General features: G+C 58.7%; 25 protein-coding genes. 8 read left to right on the top strand and 17 right to left on the bottom strand.

Going from position 1 to position 19,698, the window contains the following annotated elements; genetic code table 11:
- Positions 1–123: 123 nt before the first annotated feature.
- Positions 124–2,025, bottom strand: a complete 1,902-nt coding sequence (locus IH404_RS07405) for a potassium transporter Kup (RefSeq protein ID WP_005785476.1) — start codon at positions 2,023–2,025, stop codon at positions 124–126.
- A 301-nt stretch (positions 2,026–2,326) separates the two neighbouring features.
- On the opposite strand from IH404_RS07405, the gene rimO reads away from it, so the two are divergent.
- The 5 genes from rimO to tsaA all read left to right on the top strand — a co-directional run bounded on the left by rimO (position 2,327) and on the right by tsaA (position 6,249).
- Positions 2,327–3,655, top strand: a complete 1,329-nt coding sequence (gene rimO, locus IH404_RS07400; RefSeq protein ID WP_169899532.1) for a 30S ribosomal protein S12 methylthiotransferase RimO — start codon at positions 2,327–2,329, stop codon at positions 3,653–3,655.
- A 109-nt stretch (positions 3,656–3,764) separates the two neighbouring features.
- Entirely contained in the window at positions 3,765–4,238 is a 474-nt protein-coding gene (locus IH404_RS07395) for a GNAT family N-acetyltransferase (protein ID WP_005785473.1), read from the top strand.
- Positions 4,239–4,309: 71 nt separating this feature from the next.
- Positions 4,310–5,020, top strand: coding sequence for an rRNA pseudouridine synthase (locus IH404_RS07390; RefSeq protein WP_005785471.1), 711 nt, complete (start codon positions 4,310–4,312; stop codon positions 5,018–5,020).
- 68 nt (positions 5,021–5,088) lie between these two features.
- Complete coding sequence (locus IH404_RS07385; RefSeq protein ID WP_005785469.1) at positions 5,089–5,550, top strand: DUF1456 family protein; 462 nt, start codon at positions 5,089–5,091, stop codon at positions 5,548–5,550.
- A 3-nt stretch (positions 5,551–5,553) separates the two neighbouring features.
- A complete protein-coding gene (gene tsaA, locus IH404_RS07380) occupies positions 5,554–6,249 on the top strand; it encodes a tRNA (N6-threonylcarbamoyladenosine(37)-N6)-methyltransferase TrmO (RefSeq protein ID WP_005785467.1) in 696 nt (231 codons plus the stop codon).
- Between the two features lie 128 nt (positions 6,250–6,377).
- Here the strand turns inward: tsaA and fpr are convergent, their stop codons facing one another.
- Positions 6,378–7,157 (bottom strand): ferredoxin-NADP reductase, encoded by a 780-nt coding sequence (fpr, locus tag IH404_RS07375; protein ID WP_003189055.1) that lies wholly within the window; start codon positions 7,155–7,157, stop codon positions 6,378–6,380.
- 125 nt (positions 7,158–7,282) lie between these two features.
- Between fpr and IH404_RS07370 the strand changes: the two genes are divergently transcribed.
- Positions 7,283–8,209, top strand: a complete 927-nt coding sequence (locus IH404_RS07370; protein WP_003189054.1) for a LysR family transcriptional regulator — start codon at positions 7,283–7,285, stop codon at positions 8,207–8,209.
- Between the two features lie 3 nt (positions 8,210–8,212).
- Here the strand turns inward: IH404_RS07370 and IH404_RS07365 are convergent, their stop codons facing one another.
- The 3 genes from IH404_RS07365 to IH404_RS07355 form a co-directional block, all read right to left on the bottom strand.
- Positions 8,213–8,575: a diacylglycerol kinase gene (locus IH404_RS07365; RefSeq protein WP_003189051.1), complete on the bottom strand. Its 363-nt coding sequence runs from the start codon at positions 8,573–8,575 to the stop codon at positions 8,213–8,215.
- Between the two features lie 75 nt (positions 8,576–8,650).
- Complete coding sequence (erdR, locus tag IH404_RS07360) at positions 8,651–9,301, bottom strand: response regulator transcription factor ErdR (RefSeq protein WP_032877498.1); 651 nt, start codon at positions 9,299–9,301, stop codon at positions 8,651–8,653.
- A 251-nt stretch (positions 9,302–9,552) separates the two neighbouring features.
- Entirely contained in the window at positions 9,553–10,272 is a 720-nt protein-coding gene (locus tag IH404_RS07355; RefSeq protein WP_122736060.1) for a tRNA-uridine aminocarboxypropyltransferase, read from the bottom strand.
- Positions 10,273–10,450: 178 nt separating this feature from the next.
- Between IH404_RS07355 and IH404_RS07350 the strand changes: the two genes are divergently transcribed.
- Entirely contained in the window at positions 10,451–10,885 is a 435-nt protein-coding gene (locus IH404_RS07350; RefSeq protein WP_005785460.1) for a PA3611 family quorum-sensing-regulated virulence factor, read from the top strand.
- Positions 10,886–11,177: 292 nt separating this feature from the next.
- Entirely contained in the window at positions 11,178–12,290 is a 1,113-nt protein-coding gene (locus IH404_RS07345; protein WP_005785458.1) for a TIGR00730 family Rossman fold protein, read from the top strand.
- 62 nt (positions 12,291–12,352) lie between these two features.
- On the opposite strand, the gene recX is transcribed toward IH404_RS07345, so the two are convergent.
- The 12 genes from recX to IH404_RS07285 form a co-directional block, all read right to left on the bottom strand.
- The gene (recX, locus tag IH404_RS07340) at positions 12,353–12,820 is read right to left on the bottom strand and encodes a recombination regulator RecX (protein WP_194440209.1); all 468 of its coding nucleotides are present in this window, start codon (positions 12,818–12,820) and stop codon (positions 12,353–12,355) included.
- Between the two features lie 8 nt (positions 12,821–12,828).
- Positions 12,829–13,887, bottom strand: coding sequence for a recombinase RecA (recA, locus tag IH404_RS07335; RefSeq protein WP_005785454.1), 1,059 nt, complete (start codon positions 13,885–13,887; stop codon positions 12,829–12,831).
- Positions 13,888–13,970: 83 nt separating this feature from the next.
- On the bottom strand, positions 13,971–14,471 hold the full coding sequence (locus IH404_RS07330) for a CinA family protein (protein ID WP_194440208.1): 501 nt from the start codon (positions 14,469–14,471) through the stop codon (positions 13,971–13,973).
- A gap of 81 nt (positions 14,472–14,552) precedes the next feature.
- The gene (locus tag IH404_RS07325; RefSeq protein WP_005785450.1) at positions 14,553–15,047 is read right to left on the bottom strand and encodes a lysis system i-spanin subunit Rz; all 495 of its coding nucleotides are present in this window, start codon (positions 15,045–15,047) and stop codon (positions 14,553–14,555) included.
- A complete protein-coding gene (locus IH404_RS07320) occupies positions 15,035–15,586 on the bottom strand; it encodes a glycoside hydrolase family 19 protein (RefSeq protein ID WP_194440207.1) in 552 nt (183 codons plus the stop codon). The genes IH404_RS07325 and IH404_RS07320 overlap by 13 nt, the downstream gene beginning before the upstream one ends.
- Positions 15,583–15,774, bottom strand: a complete 192-nt coding sequence (locus IH404_RS07315; protein WP_005785446.1) for a hypothetical protein — start codon at positions 15,772–15,774, stop codon at positions 15,583–15,585. Before IH404_RS07315 ends, IH404_RS07320 begins: the two co-directional genes overlap by 4 nt.
- The gene (locus IH404_RS07310; RefSeq protein WP_194440206.1) at positions 15,767–16,120 is read right to left on the bottom strand and encodes a hypothetical protein; all 354 of its coding nucleotides are present in this window, start codon (positions 16,118–16,120) and stop codon (positions 15,767–15,769) included. The genes IH404_RS07315 and IH404_RS07310 overlap by 8 nt, the downstream gene beginning before the upstream one ends.
- Positions 16,117–17,211 carry a hypothetical protein gene (locus IH404_RS07305; protein ID WP_005785442.1) on the bottom strand — a complete coding sequence of 365 codons (1,095 nt, stop codon included), beginning with the start codon at positions 17,209–17,211 and terminating at the stop codon, positions 16,117–16,119. The genes IH404_RS07310 and IH404_RS07305 overlap by 4 nt, the downstream gene beginning before the upstream one ends.
- Before the next feature lie 70 nt (positions 17,212–17,281).
- Positions 17,282–17,608, bottom strand: coding sequence for a hypothetical protein (locus IH404_RS07300; protein WP_032803292.1), 327 nt, complete (start codon positions 17,606–17,608; stop codon positions 17,282–17,284).
- A 2-nt stretch (positions 17,609–17,610) separates the two neighbouring features.
- Positions 17,611–18,642, bottom strand: coding sequence for a pyocin knob domain-containing protein (locus IH404_RS07295; RefSeq protein WP_157264119.1), 1,032 nt, complete (start codon positions 18,640–18,642; stop codon positions 17,611–17,613).
- Between the two features lie 66 nt (positions 18,643–18,708).
- Complete coding sequence (locus IH404_RS07290) at positions 18,709–19,419, bottom strand: hypothetical protein (protein WP_146097856.1); 711 nt, start codon at positions 19,417–19,419, stop codon at positions 18,709–18,711.
- Positions 19,419–19,688 (bottom strand): hypothetical protein, encoded by a 270-nt coding sequence (locus IH404_RS07285; protein WP_146097855.1) that lies wholly within the window; start codon positions 19,686–19,688, stop codon positions 19,419–19,421. The genes IH404_RS07290 and IH404_RS07285 overlap by 1 nt, the downstream gene beginning before the upstream one ends.
- Between the last annotated feature and the right edge of the window lie 10 nt (positions 19,689–19,698).

Here is a 19,698-nt window from a genome sequence, read left to right as displayed (position 1 = left end):
GCACCTCTTCTGGGTTCTATGGGCACTGTTCAACAGTGTTTAGAGCCTAGTCGACAACCATCGATTGCACAGGGTTCAGAAAGGAAAGCGGGAGCCGATTGCCGGCTCCCGTTATGCAGCGCCTTACATTTCGACCTGGGTGCCCAGCTCGATCACACGGTTTACCGGCAGCTTGAAGAAGCGCAGGTTACCGTTGGCGTTCTTCAACATGAAGGCGAACAAGGTTTCGCGCCAGCGCGCCATGCCCTTGATGCGCGAGGCGATCACGGTCTCGCGGCTGAGGAAATAGGTGGTGCGCATCGGGCTGAAATCCAGATCATCCAGATGACACAGCTTCAGCGCTTCGGGCACGTCCGGCTCATCGGTGAACCCGAAATGCAGGATCACGCGAAAGAAGCCTTCGCCGTAGGAGTCCACCTCGAAACGCCGTGCGGCAGGCACCCGTGGAATGTCTTCGTAGACCACCGTCAGCAGTACCACCTGCTCATGCAGCACCTGGTTGTGCAGCAGGTTATGCAACAGCGCGTGGGGCACCGCATCCGGGCGCGCGGTCAGGAACACCGCCGTGCCCTGCACGCGATGAGGCGGCTGCACGCGGATGCTGCTGATAAAAATCGGCAATGGCAGCCCACCCTCGTCGAGGCGCTCGACCAGCAATTGCTTGCCGCGCTTCCAGGTGGTCATCAACACGAACAACACGATCCCCGCCAGTACCGGGAACGCGCCGCCCTGGATCACCTTGGGCACGTTGGCGGCGAAAAACAGACCGTCCACCAGCAAGCAGCAGAGCAACACCGGCACCGCCAGCACTGGTGGCCACTTCCACAGCAACAGCATGACCGCCGACACCAGGATGGTGGTCATCAGCATGGTGCCGGTCACCGCTACGCCGTAGGCCGACGCCAGGGCACCGGAAGATTCGAAGCCCAGCACCAGCAGGATCACGCCCACCATCAACGACCAGTTCACGGCGCCGATGTAGATCTGGCCTTGCTCGGCACTCGAAGTGTGCTGGATGTGCATACGCGGGATGTAACCCAACTGGATCGCCTGGCGGGTCAACGAGAACGCACCGGAAATGACTGCCTGGGACGCGATCACGGTCGCCAGGGTGGACAAGCCCACCAGCGGGATCAGCGCCCAGCTCGGTGCCAGCAGGTAAAACGGGTTGCGCGCGGCCTCCGGATCGCCCAGCAGCATCGCGCCCTGGCCGAAATAGTTGAGCACCAGCGCCGGCAGCACCAGGATGAACCAGGCACGGGCGATAGGCTTGCGCCCGAAGTGGCCCATGTCGGCGTACAACGCTTCGGCGCCGGTCAAGGCCAGCACCACCGCGCCAAGAATTGCCACGCCGATGCCGGGGTGAACCATAAAGAAGCGCACGCCCCATGCAGGGTTCAGCGCATTCAATACTTCAGGCTGCTGCAGAATGCCGTACACCCCGAGACCGCCCAACACCAGGAACCAGGTGACCATCACCGGGCCGAACAGCTTGCCGATACGATCGGTGCCGTGTTTCTGGATCAGAAACAGCGCCACCAGCACGATCAACGCAATGGGCACCACCCATTTTTCCAGGCCGTCGAACGCCAGTTCCAGGCCTTCAATGGCCGACAATACCGAAATCGCCGGGGTGATCATGCTGTCGCCATAAAAGAGCGCCGCGCCACACAGGCCGCACACCACCAGGAAACTGCGCAATTTAGCGCGCTCCCCGGCTGCCCGCCGCGCCAACGCCGTGAGCGCCATGATGCCGCCCTCGCCCTGGTTGTCGGCACGTAGCACGAACAACATGTACTTGATCGACACCACCCAGATCAGCGACCAGAAGATCAGCGCCAGGATCCCCAACACGCCGTCATGGTTGACCTGTACTCCGTAACCGCCGTTGAACACCTCTTTAAGGGTGTAGAGCGGGCTGGTCCCGATATCGCCATAAACCACCCCGACTGCCGCCACCAGCATGCCAATCGGTTTGGCGTTTGAATGCTCGGCACCTGCTGCCTGACTACTTGCCTGACCCATCAACCACTCCTGCCCTTTGACCCAAGGTCTTTTATAAACAGCACGACTAAGCTGACCCTAGCATGCGCTGTTTTACTTCTCGAAACAGACGTTTTATTGACCCAAGGGCATTACCCGTGCGCAACGGCGCGAAGCATAGCGCAGCACTCGTCGCATTTCCCTGCATAAAGCTGGTCAAGTGCGCTGCCCGCCGATAGAATTGCGCACTTTTTGATCAGAGGCGCAACAAGCGTCCATCCGTTGCCTTGTCGTGCACGACCGGCAGCGTCATTCAATACCGAGGTTAGACATGTCCACCACCATCGCAAAAGCCAACCCCAAGGTTGGCTTTGTTTCCCTGGGTTGCCCGAAGGCTCTGGTCGACTCCGAGCGCATCCTCACGCAACTGCGTATGGAAGGCTATGACGTCGTGTCCACGTACCAGGACGCCGATGTGGTGGTGGTCAACACCTGCGGCTTTATTGATTCGGCCAAGGCCGAGTCTTTGGAAGTGATCGGCGAAGCCATCAAGGAAAACGGCAAGGTCATCGTCACCGGCTGCATGGGTGTGGAAGAAGGCAATATTCGCAACGTGCACCCAAGCGTGCTGGCTGTGACCGGCCCGCAGCAGTACGAGCAGGTGGTCAACGCCGTGCATGACGTGGTACCGCCACGCCAGGATCACAATCCGCTGATCGATCTGGTGCCGCCTCAAGGTATCAAGCTGACCCCACGCCACTACGCGTATCTGAAGATTTCCGAAGGCTGCAACCATAGCTGCAGCTTCTGCATCATCCCGTCGATGCGCGGCAAACTGGTAAGCCGCCCGGTGGGTGACGTGCTCGACGAGGCCCAGCGCCTGGTCAAATCCGGCGTCAAGGAGTTGCTGGTAATCTCCCAGGACACCAGCGCCTACGGCGTCGACGTGAAATACCGCACCGGTTTCTGGAACGGCGCGCCGGTGAAAACCCGCATGACCGAACTCTGCGAAGCCCTCAGCAGCCTGGGCGTGTGGGTGCGCCTGCACTACGTTTACCCGTACCCGCACGTGGACGAGCTGATCCCGTTGATGGCCGCCGGCAAGATCCTGCCGTACCTGGACATCCCGTTCCAGCACGCCAGCCCCAAAGTGCTCAAGGCAATGAAACGCCCGGCGTTCGAAGACAAGACCCTGGCGCGTATCAAGAACTGGCGCGAGATCTGCCCGGAGCTGATCATCCGTTCCACTTTCATCGTCGGCTTCCCCGGCGAGACCGAAGAAGACTTCCAGTACCTGCTCGACTGGCTGACCGAAGCGCAGCTGGACCGCGTCGGCTGCTTCCAGTACTCGCCGGTGGAAGGCGCTCCGGCCAACCTGCTGGACCTGGCCGTGGTGCCGGACGACGTCAAGCAAGATCGTTGGGAGCGCTTCATGGCGCACCAACAGGCGATCAGCTCTGCACGCCTGCAACTGCGCATCGGCAAGGAAATCGAAGTGCTGATCGACGAAGTTGACGAGCAAGGCGCCGTTGGCCGCTGCTTTTTCGATGCACCGGAAATCGACGGCAACGTGTTTATTGACGATGCCAGCGGCTTGAAGCCGGGCGACAAGGTCTGGTGCACCGTGACCGACGCCGACGAGTACGACTTGTGGGCTGAAAAGCGCGACTGAAGCGTGTTTGCGTAATATTTTGAAAAAGCCCCGCCTCTGACAAGATGCGGGGCTTTTTTAGGTCTATCGTTTTGCTCATCAGCGCCAATAACGCCAAGAGGCAGCGGTCATGCGACAGCATTCGGTCATCCATACGCCTAAATCCAGCGACTACCCGCGCCTGGCGCAGATCTGGGAAGCCTCGGTACGCGCCACCCACGACTTCCTGCCGGACAGCTATATCGACCTGTTGAAAAACCTGGTGCTGACCCGCTACCTGGATGCGGTGATGCTGATCTGCACCAAGGACTCGCGCCAGCGCATCACCGGGTTCGCCGGGGTGGTGGCCGGCAAGGTGGAAATGCTGTTTATCGACCCGCAACACCGTGGCCAGGGCCTGGGCCGGCAATTGCTGGGCTATGCCATCGAACACCTGAACGCCGAGGAACTGGACGTCAACGAGCAGAACCCCCAGGCGCTGGGCTTTTACCTCAAGCAGGGCTTCGAGGTGATCGGACGCACGGAGCATGATGGCCTTGGGCAGCCTTACCCGTTGCTGCATATGCGTTTGCGCCAGCTGCAACAACAGGCGCGCCAGGGCTAAATGAAATGGGCTCGGGATTAACCGGCGCCAGGCAGGTACAATAGCCGCCCCCTTTTGTTACGGCCCTTGTCATGACTGACCCCATACGCCTCTCCAAACGCCTTATCGAACTGGTCGGTTGCTCCCGTCGGGAGGCTGAGCTGTTTATCGAAGGCGGCTGGGTCTCGGTGGACGGCGAAGTGATCGACGAGCCGCAGTTCAAGGTCACAACCGAAAAAGTCGAGCTGGACCCAGAGGCCAAAGCCACCCCGCCAGAGCCGGTGACCATTCTGTTGCACGCGCCGGCAGGTATGGACGCTGAAACCGCCATGGCCACGATCAGCGCCGAAACCTTGTCTGAAGAACACCGCTTCAGCAAGCGCCCGCTCAAGGGGCATTTCCTGCGCCTGACCGCCAGCGCCGACTTGCAAGCCAAGGCCAGCGGCTTGCTGGTGTTCACCCAGGACTGGAAGATTCTGCGCAAGTTGACCGCCGATGCCGCCAAGATCGAGCAGGAATACGTAGTAGAAGTCGAAGGCGACATGGTTGCCCACGGCCTCAACCGCCTGAACCACGGCCTGACCTACAAAGGTAAGGAACTGCCCGCCGTGAAAGCCAGCTGGCAGAACGAAAACCGCCTGCGCTTTGCGATGAAAAACCCGCAACCCGGCGTGATCGCACTGTTCTGCGAAGCCGTTGGCCTGAAAGTCATCGCCATCCGCCGCATCCGCATCGGCGGTGTGTCCATTGGCAAGGTGCCAGTGGGCCAATGGCGCTACCTGTCCGGCAAAGAGAAGTTCTAAGCCGTTCCCCTTTTCCCGACACCGCCTGATTGGGCGGCGTCATCAGTTCAATAGCAGGATTGCTCACCATGATTCACAACGACGTACTGCGCAGCGTGCGCTACATGCTCGACATCAGCGACAACAAGATGGTCGAGATCATCAAGCTCGGCGGCATGGACGTGACCAAGGAAGACCTGCTGACCTACCTCAAGAAAGATGAGGAAGAAGGCTTCGTGTTCTGCCCGGATGAAGTCATGGCTCACTTCCTCGATGGCTTGGTCATCTTCAAGCGCGGCAAGGACGAAAGCCGTCCACCGCAGCCGATCGAAACGCCGGTGACCAACAACATCATCCTGAAAAAGCTGCGCGTGGCCTTCGAACTCAAGGAAGACGACATGCATGCCATCCTCAAGGCAGCGGAGTTCCCGGTGTCCAAGCCAGAGCTGAGCGCGCTGTTCCGCAAGTTCGGCCATACCAACTACCGCACCTGTGGTGATCAGTTGCTGCGTAACTTCCTCAAGGGCCTGACCTTGCGGGTCCGTGCCTAAGCCATGAGTTACCAGGTCTCGCCCGTCGGTTTCGTACGCTCCTGCTTCAAGGAGAAGTTCGCCATCCCGCGCCAACCGCAACTGGCACCGGCTGCCCGTGGCGTACTGGAGTTGGTGGCGCCGTTCGACCAGGGCGAGGCGGTGCAGGGGCTGGAACAGGTCAGCCATGTGTGGTTGCTGTTCCTGTTTCATCAGGCCCTTGAAGACAAGCCACGCCTGAAAGTGCGCCCGCCACGCCTGGGCGGCAATACGTCCATGGGCGTGTTTGCCACCCGTGCAACCCATCGACCCAACGGCATTGGCCAATCGGTGGTCAAGCTGGACAAGGTGGAACCGGGGCGACTGTGGATTTCCGGGATCGACTTGCTCGATGGCACGCCGGTGCTGGATATCAAGCCATATGTGCCCTATGCCGACATTGTCGACAGCGCTACCAACAGCATCGCCAGCAGCGCGCCGCAACTGATTGCGGTGCAGTGGCTGAAGACGGCGCTGCAACAGGCGCAAGGCCACGCTCAACGCCTCGGCGAGCCGTTGGTGGAACTGATTGAGCAGTGTTTGGCGCAGGATCCGCGGCCGGCGTATCAGGTTCCTACGTCGGAACGGGAATACGGTGCGCAATTCTGGGATGTGGATGTGCGCTGGCACTACCCGGAACCCGGGATGATTTGTGTGCTGGAAGTGGTTCCCGCCGGATAAACCGGAGACTGAATGTGGGAGGGGGCTTGCTCCCGATAGCAGTGGGTCAGTCACCAGATGCAGTGACTGACACTCCGCCATCGGGGGCAAGCCCCCTCCCACATTTTGATCTGCTTACTGACGCGGTATTACTTCTCGACGAACGCACGCTCGATCAGGTAATCACCCGGCTCACGCATCCGCGGCGAAACCTTCAGGCCGAAGCTGTTCAGCACTTCGCTGGTCTCATCCAACATGCTTGGGCTGCCGCACAGCATGGCGCGGTCGTCTTCGGGGTTGATCGGTGGCAGGCCGATGTCGCTGAACAGCTTGCCACTGCGCATCAGGTCGGTCAGGCGGCCTTCGTTTTCGAACGGCTCGCGGGTCACGGTCGGGTAGTAGATCAACTTGTCACGCAGGGCCTCGCCGAAGAATTCGTTCTGCGGCAGGTGCTCGGTGATGAATTCGCGATAGGCGACTTCGTTGACGTAACGTACGCCGTGGCACAGGATCACTTTTTCGAAACGCTCATAGGTCTCCGGATCCTGGATCACGCTCATAAATGGGGCGAGGCCAGTGCCGGTGCTGAGCAGGTACAGGTGTTTGCCCGGCTTCAAATCGTCAAGCACCAGGGTGCCCGTCGGTTTTTTGCTGATGATGATCTCGTCGCCTTCCTTCAAGTGCTGCAATTGGGAAGTCAGCGGGCCATCCGGCACCTTGATGCTGAAGAATTCCAGATGCTCTTCCCAGTTCGGGCTGGCAATCGAGTAAGCGCGCATGAGCGGGCGGCCGTTGGGCTGTTGCAGGCCGATCATCACGAACTGACCGTTCTCGAAGCGCAGGCCCGGATCGCGGGTGCACTTGAAGCTGAACAGAGTGTCGTTCCAGTGATGAACACTGAGGACACGCTCGTGGTTCATGTTGCTCATGTACGGGGGACTCCTGGAAATGGGTCTGCGCCAAAGGTAAGGATGCGCAATTGCACAGCATTCTAATGGCGGCGACAATATCTGTTAACTGGATTATTAAGATAAGGGTTATCGGTTATATCGATATGCGATTTACTCTCCGTCAACTGCAAGTTTTCGTCGCCGTCGCCCAGCAGGAAAGCGTCTCTCGCGCTGCTGGCCTTCTGGCCTTATCTCAATCCGCCGCCAGCACGTCGATCACCGAGCTGGAGCGTCAATCCAGCTGCCAATTGTTCGACCGCGCCGGCAAACGCCTGAGTCTCAACGCCCTCGGTCACCAGCTATTGCCCCAGGCGGTTGCACTGCTGGACCAGGCCAAAGAGATCGAGGACCTGCTCAACGGCAAGTCCGGCTTCGGCTCCCTGGCGGTCGGCGCCACGCTGACCATCGGCAATTACCTGGCGACGCTGCTGATTGGCAGCTTTATGCAGCAGCATCCCGAAAGCCAGGTGAAACTCCATGTGCAGAACACTGCACATATCGTGCATCAGGTAGCGCACTACGAAATTGACCTGGGTCTAATTGAGGGCGACTGCAGCCACCCGGATATCGAGGTGCAGACGTGGGTAGAAGATGAGCTGGTGGTGTTCTGTGCGCCGCAGCATCATTTGGCCAAGCGTGGCGTGGCCACCATGGACGAATTGACCCACGAAGCGTGGATCCTGCGCGAACAAGGCTCGGGCACGCGCCTGACGTTTGACCAGGCCATGCGCCATCATCGCAGCGCGCTGAATATCCGTCTGGAACTGGAACACACCGAGGCGATCAAGAGGGCAGTGGAGTCGGGGTTGGGGATCGGCTGCATTTCGCGGCTGGCGCTGCGCGACGCGTTCCGCCGCGGCAGCCTGGTACCGGTGGAAACCCCGGACCTGGACCTGGCCCGGCAGTTCTACTTCATCTGGCATAAGCAGAAATACCAGACCTCGGCGATGCGCGAGTTTCTCGAACTGTGCCGCGCCTTCACCGCTGGGGTGCAGCGCAGCGACGAGATCGTACTGCCGAGTATCGCCTGATCGTCAGATCAGAATCACAGCCCACACCAGGGTGATCATGGTCAGTGCCACAAATTGCGCGGCGCTGCCCATGTCCTTGGCGTTCTTCGACAGCGGATGGCGGTCCAGGGAAATACGGTCAATGGCCGCTTCTACCGCAGAGTTGAGCAACTCGACAATCAACGCCAGCAGGCACACCGCAATCAGCAGTGCCCGCTCGACCCGGCTGACCTGCAGGAAAAAGCTCAAAGGGATCAGGATGACGTTCAACAACACCAACTGACGGAACGCCGCCTCGCCGGTGAAAGCTGCGCGCAGACCATCCAGGGAATAGCCCCCTGCATTGAAGATACGTTTGATACCGGTTTGACCCTTGAAAGGCGACATAGATGTAGGCAACTGAACCAAAGAAGTGGGGAAGCTAGATCACGCAAAGTCAAAAAAGCGTGAAGCGGCTGTAACTTAATGTTGCGAGATTGACTCAAGTTGTTGCAAGAGCAACGCCGCCTGGGTCCGAGTACGCACCCCCAGCTTACGGAAAATCGCCGTGACATGGGCCTTGATGGTCGCCTCCGACACGCTCAATTCGTAGGCAATCTGCTTGTTCAGCAAACCTTCGCAGACCATGGTCAGCACCCGGAACTGCTGGGGTGTGAGACTGGCCAGGCCATCACGGGCGGCCTTGGCTTCGTCGGACACGTTGATTTGTTCAAACGCCTGGGGCGGCCAGGACACATCGCCGTCCAATACCGCGCGCACGGCTTTCTGGATATCTTCCATCGCGCTGGACTTGGGAATGAAGCCACTGGCGCCAAACTCCTTGGAGCGCACCACCACGTCGGCTTCCTCCTGGGCCGAGACCATCACCACGGGGATCTGCGGGTATTGCCCGCGCAGCAGCACCAGCCCGGAAAAGCCGTAGGCACCGGGCATGTTCAGGTCGAGCAGCACCAGGTCCCAGTCGGATTTTTCGGTGAGACGAGCTTCCAGTTCGGCGATGCTGGCCACTTCGACCAGGCGAACATCAGGGCCAAGCCCCAGGGTGACTGCCTGATGCAGAGCGCTGCGAAACAGCGGATGGTCATCGGCTATCAGGATTTCGTATGTGGCCATTGGTTAAATGATCCTGTTTTTTATGGCAGCCCTGATGGTTCAGGGCTCACCAATACACAAGGCGACGGCCTGGCAGCTATCGCCACAGGGCCTGCTCAACGTCAAAAGCACATGAAACGACGTCGAGCATTCACGGTTGCGCCCCAATCGGCGCCCAGCATGACCAGCGTAGCCTGGAGGGTCAAGCACTACGCCCGCGGGCATTTTAGCGGGTTGCAGGTTTACGGTGCCATCATGCAAACGTCGTCTGGTTATACCGCCGGGATGTAGGGTGCAAGGCGAGTATGCACAACGTCCGTCGGGTCCAGCGGCATTTGGAACTTGGCAGCCAGGTAATGGGTGCTGAATACATCGAGATAGGCATCCAGCACTTCGCTGGCGGCCACGTCTTCGGCCAACTCCAGACACAGTGCCGCCACCTCGGCGGTGCAGAAATGGTCATCACGCTTGGAACGCCGCAGTTTGTAGCGCGATAACTGCTCAGGGGCCAGGCTCAGGACCGGCAAATGCTCAAGGTAGGGACTTTTGCGAAACATCTTGCGCGCTTCGCTCCAGGTGCCGTCCAGCAGGATGAACAGCGGGCGCTTGCCCTCCTCCATGCGCACTTCACTGACCACCCGTTCCGGTGCCACGAATTCACCGGGGAAGACAATATATGGCTGCCACTGCGGATCGGCCAACAACCTGAGCAAATCGGGGTCGACTTCGGTGCGCGACCAAGCGAATGCAGTGGTGTCGTGTATGACATCAGCGATCAGCCAACCCGTGTTGCTGGGTTTCATCGGCTCAACGTCATGCATCAACAGGCACATGGCCGACTTGGCTTGTACCTGGGGCCGCCAGGCACATAAGCAGTACTCGGGAATTACCCGACAGCCGGGGCAACGCTCAGCTCGGGAACCACGATTAAGAAACGGCCTGACGGCACGCGCCAGACGCTGAGCACGCAAACGGGAAACGGCGTGGCTCATCGGGCACGCGGCGAAGAAAAGGGAATCGACACGGGAGAAACTCGTGAAAAACAGAAGTCCCGCAGTTTACCAGCGATACGCCTGGCTGTAGTGGCAAGGGCTCACCTATAATTGCGCGCCACTGAACGCACAGCGCAGTGGCTGGTCTATGCACCAGTAACCGAATCAGGAGAGTTTCATGCTGCGTTCCATGCTGCGCCTTGTTGCCCCATCCCTCGCCATAGCGTTGGTCTTGCCTATGGGCGCCCACGCGGCCTCGCTGCTGGAGGCTCAAATGAACAGGAAGCTGCAAAGCGTCGCGGCCGAAAGCAACAAGGACCTGCCCCGGGAAATTGATGAAAAGACCCTGGAAGTGGCCTACACCGTTGAAGGTATGCAGCTGATCGATCACCTCAGCGTTCAGCCTGATCGTGCCGAACAGATGCGTGCCAACCCCAAGGCTGTGTATTTCCAGCTCGGCCGCAGCGTCTGCACCAACCCAGGCTACCGCGAACTGATGGCAAAGGGTGCTGTAATGCGCTACGAAATCACCGAGAACAAGACCAACCGCCCCGTGGCTTCGGTCAAGTTCGTTGAAGCCGATTGCCCGGCTCCGACAAAGAAGAAAAAGTAACCACTGCCAAACCCTCGCGCGCGGCTGTCCAGCGGCGCGCAATCCTTCGATCCGTTTTCTGCCAACGACTGAACGCTCTGATGCGTAACCAATAAGCGGTTGCCAGCCAAGGGTTTTTCGGCCCATGATCAAGCCATCCCATACGCCCGCCCACAGCTATTTCAATGCTGTTCAGTAACACTTTCAGGGCATAAGCGGCCTGCCCTCCTGTGGCATGCAACGACACATGCAGTGTCGTGGCCCCGACGACGCTCTCGTCGACTATCCGGCCCTGTAAAGAAGGAGAAGTTGAATGCCTTATGAATCCAATGATCAGTTGCTTCGTCATTTTGAAGAAAACGGGACCGACCTCACGCAGCAGGTCGACGCGCAAATCCAGTTGATCGCCCCCAATAGCCCGAATATCCCCCTTTATCGCGACATGATCCTTACCGTTCTGCGCATGGCCCAGGACGACCGGGATCGCTGGAATGCCAAGATCACCCTGCGCGCCATTCGTGAATTAGACCATGCATTTCGCGTACTCGAACAATTCAAGGACCGGCGCAAGGTGACGGTGTTCGGCTCGGCACGTACACCAGTGGAAAGCCCACTGTATGCGCTGGCCCGAGAGGTGGGTGCAGCATTGGCGCGCTCCGACCTGATGGTGATCACCGGCGGTGGCGGCGGCATCATGGCGGCAGCCCACGAAGGCGCGGGCCTGGCGCACAGCCTGGGGTTCAATATCACCCTGCCGTTTGAACAGCACGCCAACCCCACCATCGATGGCACCGAAAACCTGCTGTCATTCCACTTCTTCTTTACCCGCAAGTTGTTCTTCGTCAAGGAAGCCGACGCGCTGGTGTTGTGCCCAGGCGGTTTCGGCACCCTGGACGAGGCTTTGGAAGTACTGACCCTGATCCAGACTGGCAAGAGCCCGCTGGTGCCAGTGGTGTTGCTGGATGCGCCGGGCGGTGGGTTCTGGCAAGGTGCCCTGGACTTTATCCGCAGCCAGTTGGAAGCCAACCGCTATATCCTGCCCACTGACCTCAAGCTGATACGCCTGGTCTACAGCGCCGAAGAAGCAGTGGATGAAATCAACCAGTTCTATGCCAACTTCCACTCCACCCGTTGGTTGAAACGCGAGTTTGTGGTGCGCATGAACCATCCTCTCAGTGAGCGTGCTCTGGCCCATTTGCAGCAAGAGTTTGCCAGCCTGCGGCTCAGTGGCGAGTTTCAACAACTCGCCTATACAGGCGAAGACCATGACGAACCAAGGTTCAGTCACTTGACCCGCCTGGTGTTCAACTTCAATGGCCGCGACCAGGGGCGACTGCGTGAATTGGTGGATTACATCAACCTGCCGGAAAACTGGGCACAGGCCCAAGGCAAGACGCAGCAACGCGTGACATCACTGCCGGCGTAGTTTTTTGCAGGCGAAAAAAAAGGCCCACTATTTTCATAGTGGGCCTTTTCGTTTTGGGGCGTTCAGTCGTCCATATCGCGGCCGCTCAACAAGCGGCTGATCATGTCCATCGAAAACCCGCGATAGCTCAGAAAGCGCCCTTGCTTCGCACGCTCCCTGGCGTCAATCGGAAGGTGCCCCGCAAACTTGCGACGCCAAGTGTCTTCCAACTGCGACTGCCAGTTGATACCGCACTCACGCAGGGCAAGGTCGATATCGGCACGTTGCAGACCACGCTGGCTCAGCTCTTCACGAATCCGCGCAGGGCCGTAACCGGAGCGCGCTCGATAGGACACAAAACTTTCAAGGTAACGGGCTTCCGACAACAGCCCTTCTTCTGTCAAACGGTCGAGGGCTGCTTCGATCATCTCAGGCTCTGCGCCGCGCTGACGCAATTTACGCGTCAGCTCGACTCGGCCATGCTCGCGGCGAGCGAGCAGGTCCATTGCAGTGCGCCGAACGGCAACGAGTGTATCCAGTACAACAGTCATCGTTTGCTTCAGATATCAGTGTCGGCTTCTTCCATCTCGTCAACCGGCTCGCGGTTAGCGGCAGCTTTCACGTCCGGCGCCGGGGTCAGCAGCTTGTCGCGAATCTGCTTCTCAAGCGTGGCGGCGATATCCGGGTTGTCCGCCAGGAACTTGGCCGAGTTGGCCTTGCCCTGACCGATCTTGCTGCCGTTGTAGGCATACCAGGCACCGGACTTCTCGACGAAACCGTGCAGTACACCCAGGTCGATCATCTCGCCGTTCAGGTAAATACCCTTACCGTAGAGGATCTGGAACTCGGCCTGACGGAATGGCGGGGCCACTTTGTTCTTCACAACCTTGACGCGAGTTTCGCTACCGACAACCTCGTCACCTTCCTTCACCGCGCCAGTACGGCGGATATCCAGACGGACCGAAGCGTAGAACTTCAGCGCGTTACCACCGGTGGTGGTTTCCGGGCTGCCGAACATCACGCCGATCTTCATGCGGATCTGGTTGATGAAGATCACCAGGCAGTTGGCGTTCTTGATGTTACCGGTGATTTTACGCAGCGCCTGGGACATCAGGCGGGCTTGCAGGCCCACGTGCATGTCACCCATTTCGCCTTCGATTTCAGCCTTGGGTACCAGGGCAGCCACGGAGTCGACCACGATCACGTCGATGGCGTTGGAGCGCACCAGCATGTCGGTGATTTCCAGGGCTTGCTCGCCGGTGTCCGGCTGGGAAACCAGCAGGTCATCGACGTTGACGCCCAGCTTGCCGGCGTATTCAGGATCCAGGGCGTGCTCGGCGTCGACGAACGCGCAGGTGGCGCCCATCTTTTGTGCCTGGGCAATCACCGACAGGGTCAGGGTGGTCTTACCGGAAGATTCAGGACCGTAGATTTCAACGATACGGCCTTTTGGCAGGCCGCCAATGCCGAGCGCGATGTCCAGACCCAGAGAGCCAGTGGAAATAGCCGGGATCGCCTGACGGTCGTGATCGCCCATACGCATTACGGCACCCTTGCCGAATTGACGTTCGATCTGACCCAGGGCCGCAGCCAAGGCTTTCTTCTTGTTGTCGTCCATTAAAGTCCTCACGTAATCAATAAGGCCTGACGGCCAACACCTGTATAAGTAGACAGTATTGTTCCACAAAGATCGGTGATCGCCTACCCCTGATTCTCGATTTCTGCTGCAGCTCGTCGCAACAAGCCCTCCAGTGCGGCTTTTACCGTTTGTCGGCGCACCTCGTCGCGGTTGCCGGGGAAGTGCGCAAGCTCGGCCGTCACCTCGTCGCCCACTGCAAAGGCCAGCCAAACGGTGCCCACCGGCTTGTCTGGCGAGCCGCCATCCGGACCGGCGACACCGCTGACCGCCACGGCAAACCGCGCCAGGCTTTTTTCCTGCGCGCCGCGGGCCATCGCCTCCACTACTTCCTGGCTGACGGCGCCTACTTTGGAAAAGAGTTTTTCCGGCACGTTCAACTGCCGGGTCTTCTGCCGGTTGGAATAGGTGACATAGCCCGCCTCGAACCAGGCAGAACTGCCCGGGATCCGCGTGATGGCCTCGGCAATGCCGCCGCCGGTACAGGACTCGGCAGTGGTGACGTGGGCACTGAGCACCTGCAAACGGCGACCCAGTTCAGCAGCCAGTTGAGTGATTTCCTTCACGGTCGTCTCCAGGAGTGGGCGGGGGTTCGCCTACCCTACAGGAGCCTATCGGCCATGCAAGATACAGAGTGCATCAAGAGGCTAACGCGCGACGGCCTGCACATAGGCCTGGCAAGCGCGCAAGGCGATCAGGGCGCTGTCGCCGTCGTCGGTGATGCGGATAATTCGCTGAGCATGCGCCGGGTCAAGTCGGGCTCGCGGGGCTGCATGAACCATGCTGCCGGCGGCGGAGGTGGCAGGCACTGTGCAGCCAGTGGCGGCGCTGTCGAGAAGGACTGACAGCCGCACATCAGCAGTGGCCAGGCGATCGCGCAGAGCCGCTTGGTTGCGTTGGGCATCGTTCAATTCCTGAATGTGTTGGTGGTCGCTAGTCGAGAGCTGTTGTTCAAGGGCCAGGCGTTTGGTCTGTTCGGCCTGTTGCTGGCGAAGGATTGCCTGGCTTTGTTGGCTGAGCGCTTGCGCGTGGACCACCGATTGCAGCTCCAACTGCGCCCTGTATCGCCACGCCTGTACCTGCCAGACCAACGCCATGAGCAGACACACACCAATCAAGCGAAACACACCTAGGAAACGCATAGCACCGCCTTCGCCCGGGCCCACAACTGCAAACGGTCGTCCAGACCGTTGAGGCCGCCGTTGATACGCCGGGTGATGGTGGTGAACTGGTCTTTGTCGGCGAGCTCGTTGAGGCCGTTGCTTTGCCAGAACCAGGCGGCGGATTCGCAGGCCCATTGCGGCTGCTCAAGCAACTGCGGTTGTCGCAGCAGGCGATCGTCACCGAACAGCGCTTGGCTGCACGCAAGGTAATTACGGCGGCCGGTTATCTGGATCAACCCTCTGCCACGATACTTTTGTCCATCTTCGTCCGCTTCGGGAGTGTTACCCAGGCGCGCCGCCAAGACGCCGGTGTCGTATTTGCTCAGGTATTGATCACTGCCCAGCTCGCGCACGTAGTGCAGTTCACCGGACTCGTGACCGATTTGAGCGAGGAAGGCTGCGGCGCGTTGGGGAGTGCTGATTTGCCGATTCAGCATTGCCAAGTTGAGTGAGGATATGAAAACGCCCGCTAGAGAGCGGGCGCGTGGGAAGACTTGCTGAAGTTGCGTGAGCGTCATGGGATGACCTTGCCACGAGCCACCGCCCTGGCCGCCAGAATCTCTGCGGGTACGGGCGTGTTCTCTTCAAGGAACCGCAAACTGTACCAGTCGGTAGACGCCAGATAAGCGAGGGCCTCACGCGAGTCCGCCTGTGCCTGGAGGTCTTGGGGCGTCTGGTTTTGTTCAAGCTTCGACAAATCAAACATCGCTCAAGCCCTCCGCGGGTTTGGCTAAGTGAGTGGGCAGATCAATCGGCTCGACCGGAAAGGGAACCGGCCCCGCCGATACCTGGAGCCTGCCGTTCTGCCACATGTAAGCTGGCGCATCCGCGTTGACGGCCAGCTTCAAGGTCAATTCGATCTCGCCATTACGACGGCTGACGGGCCCTGCGAACAATTCATGCCCGATGGCGGACATCGGCAGGGTCATCCCGTCAGGGATCAGCGAAAGGTCAATCCTCTGGTCATTCAGGATCAATATTTCACCTTCGACAAAGGCTGTCGTGGGAGTCGCGGTGCCAAGAGGCCGAAAAGGAACATGGTGAATAATCATGCGTGCCATCTCCCGATTGCCGTCACTGTCACGATATTGTTCAGCGTCCGGTCAGACATAAAAAAGTAGGAACCACTATTGCCGTAGCACCTGGCCGACATGTCCCAGTCAATCGACGGGTAAATGTTGGGGAACACCGCCACAGGCGTATCCGCGAAAGCCGCCAGCCATGCAACGTTGCGCGTGACACCAGCGGTGTAGCCGGTGAAGCGCTGCTGACAGATTTGCAAACCGCCGGCAAAGCGGAAGTACCAATTATCAAGCGAACCACCGCGCTCGATGAGCCCCGAATTAATCGGCAGGGCACCCGAAGGGCCAGCGTTGAGTACCCCGGAAATCGCGTTGCCGTTATGAAGAATGCTGCGCCAGTTGGGCGCAGCCGCGCCTGGGTTGACACTGAACTGGCGGAAGTGAATACCGTCCCCCGATACCGCCATCGACAACTGCGCACGCCATTGCGGGTCATGGCCCCACGCCTGGGACAGCACACTGATCGCACCAAAGCCCGGCACACCGTCGGGGTGTAGGTAGTAGCTGTACAGGCCGGTATTGGCTTTGTTGGGCGAAGCGGTTTGCGCCGCCGATAGTCCCATCAATTCTCCCGGCGTCGCGCCTGGCGCAGTCCCCAGAGCGAAAACCGAGGTATTGATTTCGGCGCGCCACGGCGTCCACTGGCCATCAGCCCGTCGACCACGGGTGAAAACCGACTCATCCAGCATGGCTTTCGCGGTTTGCCAGATATAGCCACCCGAGTTGGCAATCTGCAGGATCTGCACATAAGGATTGGGGAGGTTGGCGCCCCCATTACCAAACTGAAACAACCCACTGACACGCGGCAGTTCGTTGGCATCGTCGGTGGGCTGTTTCGAAATGGGCTCGGCACCCCAGCCCGCATGACCCATCATTGACACCCGCCCTGGGGTGAAGTCGTCGCTGCCGCTCACCACGTTTTGAGTGGCTGCAGTGCCCAACTGAGCCTGGCGGGCGAACAGCTCCTGGGTCATTGCGTTGATCTTGATACTGGCGCTGCGCGGTGTGTCACCGCCGACGCCAGTGGGTGCCGCACCAATATTGATTTCCTGTCGTGCCATGTGGACTCTCCATAGTCATTTCAATAAAAAGCCCGCACAAAGGCGGGCACCGGAAACGCCAGTCAACTATTCAAAAAACTGGCACGACCACCGGAGCCGAATCAGCGATTTCACAATGCAAAGAGACGGCCCCCACCAACTCGTAGGGTTGCCCATCTTTTTGCAATTTAACGGTCATGATTTTTCGGGAGTACGTGACAACTGCCGAAACCTCTTTCTCACCCACTCCCATGCTGTAGCCCCACCCACTTCCTTCAGGCGCCAGCGGGATAAGGCCCAACGTACCGCGCACTTCATAGACACCTTGAGCCTTTCGCTTCGAGGTGACTTTCTGATTGCTGAACGGAACAACCGTACAAGTCCCCTCAGCCCCGCGTAGTTCAATGACTGCTCTCATTTTCAAATCGCCTTTATCGAGCCATCGGCCTGCTTTGCGCAGTTGGCCGTGTTCAGAGTGGTGATGACATTCAGCGCGCCCATGTTCATGCCGGCGGTAGGCGGTGCGATGTCCGCCTCCGTGATCCAGTTCGATGCAAAGGCTGCAGGCACTTCAAGGGTGCCGGTCTGAATTGAGTACATCGCAAACCGGGGCAGGTAGACCACTCCGGGAAAACCGATGTAAATGGACATCAGGCCGGTCTCTGGACGGCGGTATACGCTGACTTTCAACGATGCACCGCTTTGCACGCTGCCGATGGCCGGGGATGCCGCATTCAACAGCGCAACGCCGGAATTGAACGAGCCTTGGTAGTAGTACCAGGACAGGTCGAGCGTAAATGGCGACGTGTAGCCGTTTATGCAGCCCACACACCGAATCAACGGTGACTCGCTCTCGGTGTAGGGCATGGTGGTGTGGATGGTCAGCGAGGAAACCAGAGAACCACTGGCCCTCCCCGCCTCCGTGGTGTTTTGCCCAAGCAGGCGCTCACCATCGGCCTGGAAGGCACGCGACTTGAGACCCAGCCGTTGCTGGGTGGAAGCCAGGCCCGGGCCGTCGGTGAGGACTTTTTGCCAGGGTTGCCAAACACCCACAACCTCCACACGAACCCACCTCGAAGCGTCGTTGACGACGAAGTACTCTTGCATGGTATAGCCGGCGCCGGCCTCATTGACGGTCAACCAACCGTTTTGGCCTGTGGGGGTATGCAAGCCGGATATTGAATAATAGGTGCCCGCTTTGCGCACACCATCAAGGTCTGCTTCCGGGAGGGGATTGTAGGCACCCACGCCGAAGTCGCCCACGCGAACGACTCGGCCTGGAGTATGGTCATCGGCGCTTGTCGTCAATATGCCGGAAGCCGCCGAGCCAAGTGCATCCATCCGGCTATATAGCTCTTGAGTCATTGCGTTGATTTTAAAGTTAGCGCTACGCGGAGTATCACCCCCTACGCCGCTGGGGCGCGTACCGAGATCAATTTCTTGTCGTGACATCCTTCACCTCCAAATTGAAAATCCATTTCAAGCTCAGCAATATCCTTATCTTGTTATCTCTCGTAGTCATATCCCGCTTACGTCTACTACGAGGTAGCTGTAGGCTTCAGCTCGATAATTAAACTCTTTCACCTGATGCTGCTTGGTATAACCAAAATAATAATAATATTTGACCTTGAAATTTATTTTACCTGGGCCGTGAGTGAAGAAGTTGGTGCTCGCATACTCATTAATCCTAAAGTTCCCACCGCCACCTGTAAATTGCGTGGTGCGCCAACTTCGCCCACATCGGCCTCCAAACACAACTGCATATTTCTTGCCTGCTTCATAATTATGATCGCCGACCACCGCCTCAAAATTATCCGTTCCGACCAATACGTCTCTTACAATTAACTGAGGCGTCGTCGCGTCATACACCAACTCGCCATGGTCATTGAATATCTGCATGCCAAAGGCACCTCCCGCAGACACGCCCGGCCGGAAACGATATACATCCAAGTTGACGATCGTTGAACCATCCGTGACGTAACGCTGGATGTAACCGCCGCCACTGCGCGATACATTCGCCAGGCACACTGAGTGAGCTTCATTCTGGGCGCGTACAGCCACAATTTCCTCGGCATCCGGTATCCAGACATCCAAGTACTGCCCCCACGCCGGGTTACTGCTGGTGGCAGTACTCACCTGAGTTGTCTTACTCACAAAACCGTAGGTTTTAAAGTTTTGATCAAGGAGGACACTACGGTCATCGTTTAAAACTTGAAAGCCAATAGCCATCATGAAATACCGTACGTAATAAGCCCTGGATTGACAGAGGCACTCCACATCAAGGTGTTCTGCGAAATACGGCATTGGGGCCCATCAGTAACATTGATGCCGGCCTCAAGTGTGACCATATACCAAGGACGACCTTGGGCAAATGCATCGACCACCAACGAACCTGCTCCCGTGCCGCTGCTTATTCTGCCAATGACCCGGGCAAGCCGAGTATTTACATCGACCAGCACTCCGCCCTGTGCATTGAACGCTTGAAATCCTGCTGCCATAGCCTCTCTC

The organism is Pseudomonas sp. OST1909 (assembly GCF_015277575.1).
In the GTDB taxonomy this organism is placed as follows: Bacteria; Pseudomonadota; Gammaproteobacteria; order Pseudomonadales; family Pseudomonadaceae; genus Aquipseudomonas; species Aquipseudomonas synxantha_A.
Note: the sequence above shows the minus strand (reverse complement) of the source record. Positions and strands in the feature narration are given on the sequence as shown.

What these genes read in the sequence shown, in the direction of transcription:
- IH404_RS07405 (WP_005785476.1), bottom strand. Translation starts at nt 2,025, where the DNA reads ATGGGTCAGGCAAGTAGTCAGGCAGCAGGTGCCGAGCATTCAAACGCC.
- IH404_RS07395 (WP_005785473.1), top strand. Translation starts at nt 3,765, where the DNA reads ATGCGACAGCATTCGGTCATCCATACGCCTAAATCCAGCGACTACCCG.
- IH404_RS07390 (WP_005785471.1), top strand. Translation starts at nt 4,310, where the DNA reads ATGACTGACCCCATACGCCTCTCCAAACGCCTTATCGAACTGGTCGGT.
- IH404_RS07385 (WP_005785469.1), top strand. Translation starts at nt 5,089, where the DNA reads ATGATTCACAACGACGTACTGCGCAGCGTGCGCTACATGCTCGACATC.
- tsaA (WP_005785467.1), top strand. Translation starts at nt 5,554, where the DNA reads ATGAGTTACCAGGTCTCGCCCGTCGGTTTCGTACGCTCCTGCTTCAAG.
- fpr (WP_003189055.1), bottom strand. Translation starts at nt 7,157, where the DNA reads ATGAGCAACATGAACCACGAGCGTGTCCTCAGTGTTCATCACTGGAAC.
- IH404_RS07370 (WP_003189054.1), top strand. Translation starts at nt 7,283, where the DNA reads ATGCGATTTACTCTCCGTCAACTGCAAGTTTTCGTCGCCGTCGCCCAG.
- IH404_RS07365 (WP_003189051.1), bottom strand. Translation starts at nt 8,575, where the DNA reads ATGTCGCCTTTCAAGGGTCAAACCGGTATCAAACGTATCTTCAATGCA.
- erdR (WP_032877498.1), bottom strand. Translation starts at nt 9,301, where the DNA reads ATGGCCACATACGAAATCCTGATAGCCGATGACCATCCGCTGTTTCGC.
- IH404_RS07355 (WP_122736060.1), bottom strand. Translation starts at nt 10,272, where the DNA reads ATGAGCCACGCCGTTTCCCGTTTGCGTGCTCAGCGTCTGGCGCGTGCC.
- IH404_RS07350 (WP_005785460.1), top strand. Translation starts at nt 10,451, where the DNA reads ATGCTGCGTTCCATGCTGCGCCTTGTTGCCCCATCCCTCGCCATAGCG.
- IH404_RS07345 (WP_005785458.1), top strand. Translation starts at nt 11,178, where the DNA reads ATGCCTTATGAATCCAATGATCAGTTGCTTCGTCATTTTGAAGAAAAC.
- recX (WP_194440209.1), bottom strand. Translation starts at nt 12,820, where the DNA reads ATGACTGTTGTACTGGATACACTCGTTGCCGTTCGGCGCACTGCAATG.
- recA (WP_005785454.1), bottom strand. Translation starts at nt 13,887, where the DNA reads ATGGACGACAACAAGAAGAAAGCCTTGGCTGCGGCCCTGGGTCAGATC.
- IH404_RS07325 (WP_005785450.1), bottom strand. Translation starts at nt 15,047, where the DNA reads ATGCGTTTCCTAGGTGTGTTTCGCTTGATTGGTGTGTGTCTGCTCATG.
- IH404_RS07320 (WP_194440207.1), bottom strand. Translation starts at nt 15,586, where the DNA reads ATGACGCTCACGCAACTTCAGCAAGTCTTCCCACGCGCCCGCTCTCTA.
- IH404_RS07315 (WP_005785446.1), bottom strand. Translation starts at nt 15,774, where the DNA reads ATGTTTGATTTGTCGAAGCTTGAACAAAACCAGACGCCCCAAGACCTC.
- IH404_RS07310 (WP_194440206.1), bottom strand. Translation starts at nt 16,120, where the DNA reads ATGATTATTCACCATGTTCCTTTTCGGCCTCTTGGCACCGCGACTCCC.
- IH404_RS07305 (WP_005785442.1), bottom strand. Translation starts at nt 17,211, where the DNA reads ATGGCACGACAGGAAATCAATATTGGTGCGGCACCCACTGGCGTCGGC.
- IH404_RS07300 (WP_032803292.1), bottom strand. Translation starts at nt 17,608, where the DNA reads ATGAGAGCAGTCATTGAACTACGCGGGGCTGAGGGGACTTGTACGGTT.
- IH404_RS07295 (WP_157264119.1), bottom strand. Translation starts at nt 18,642, where the DNA reads ATGTCACGACAAGAAATTGATCTCGGTACGCGCCCCAGCGGCGTAGGG.
- IH404_RS07290 (WP_146097856.1), bottom strand. Translation starts at nt 19,419, where the DNA reads ATGGCTATTGGCTTTCAAGTTTTAAACGATGACCGTAGTGTCCTCCTT.
- IH404_RS07285 (WP_146097855.1), bottom strand. Translation starts at nt 19,688, where the DNA reads ATGGCAGCAGGATTTCAAGCGTTCAATGCACAGGGCGGAGTGCTGGTC.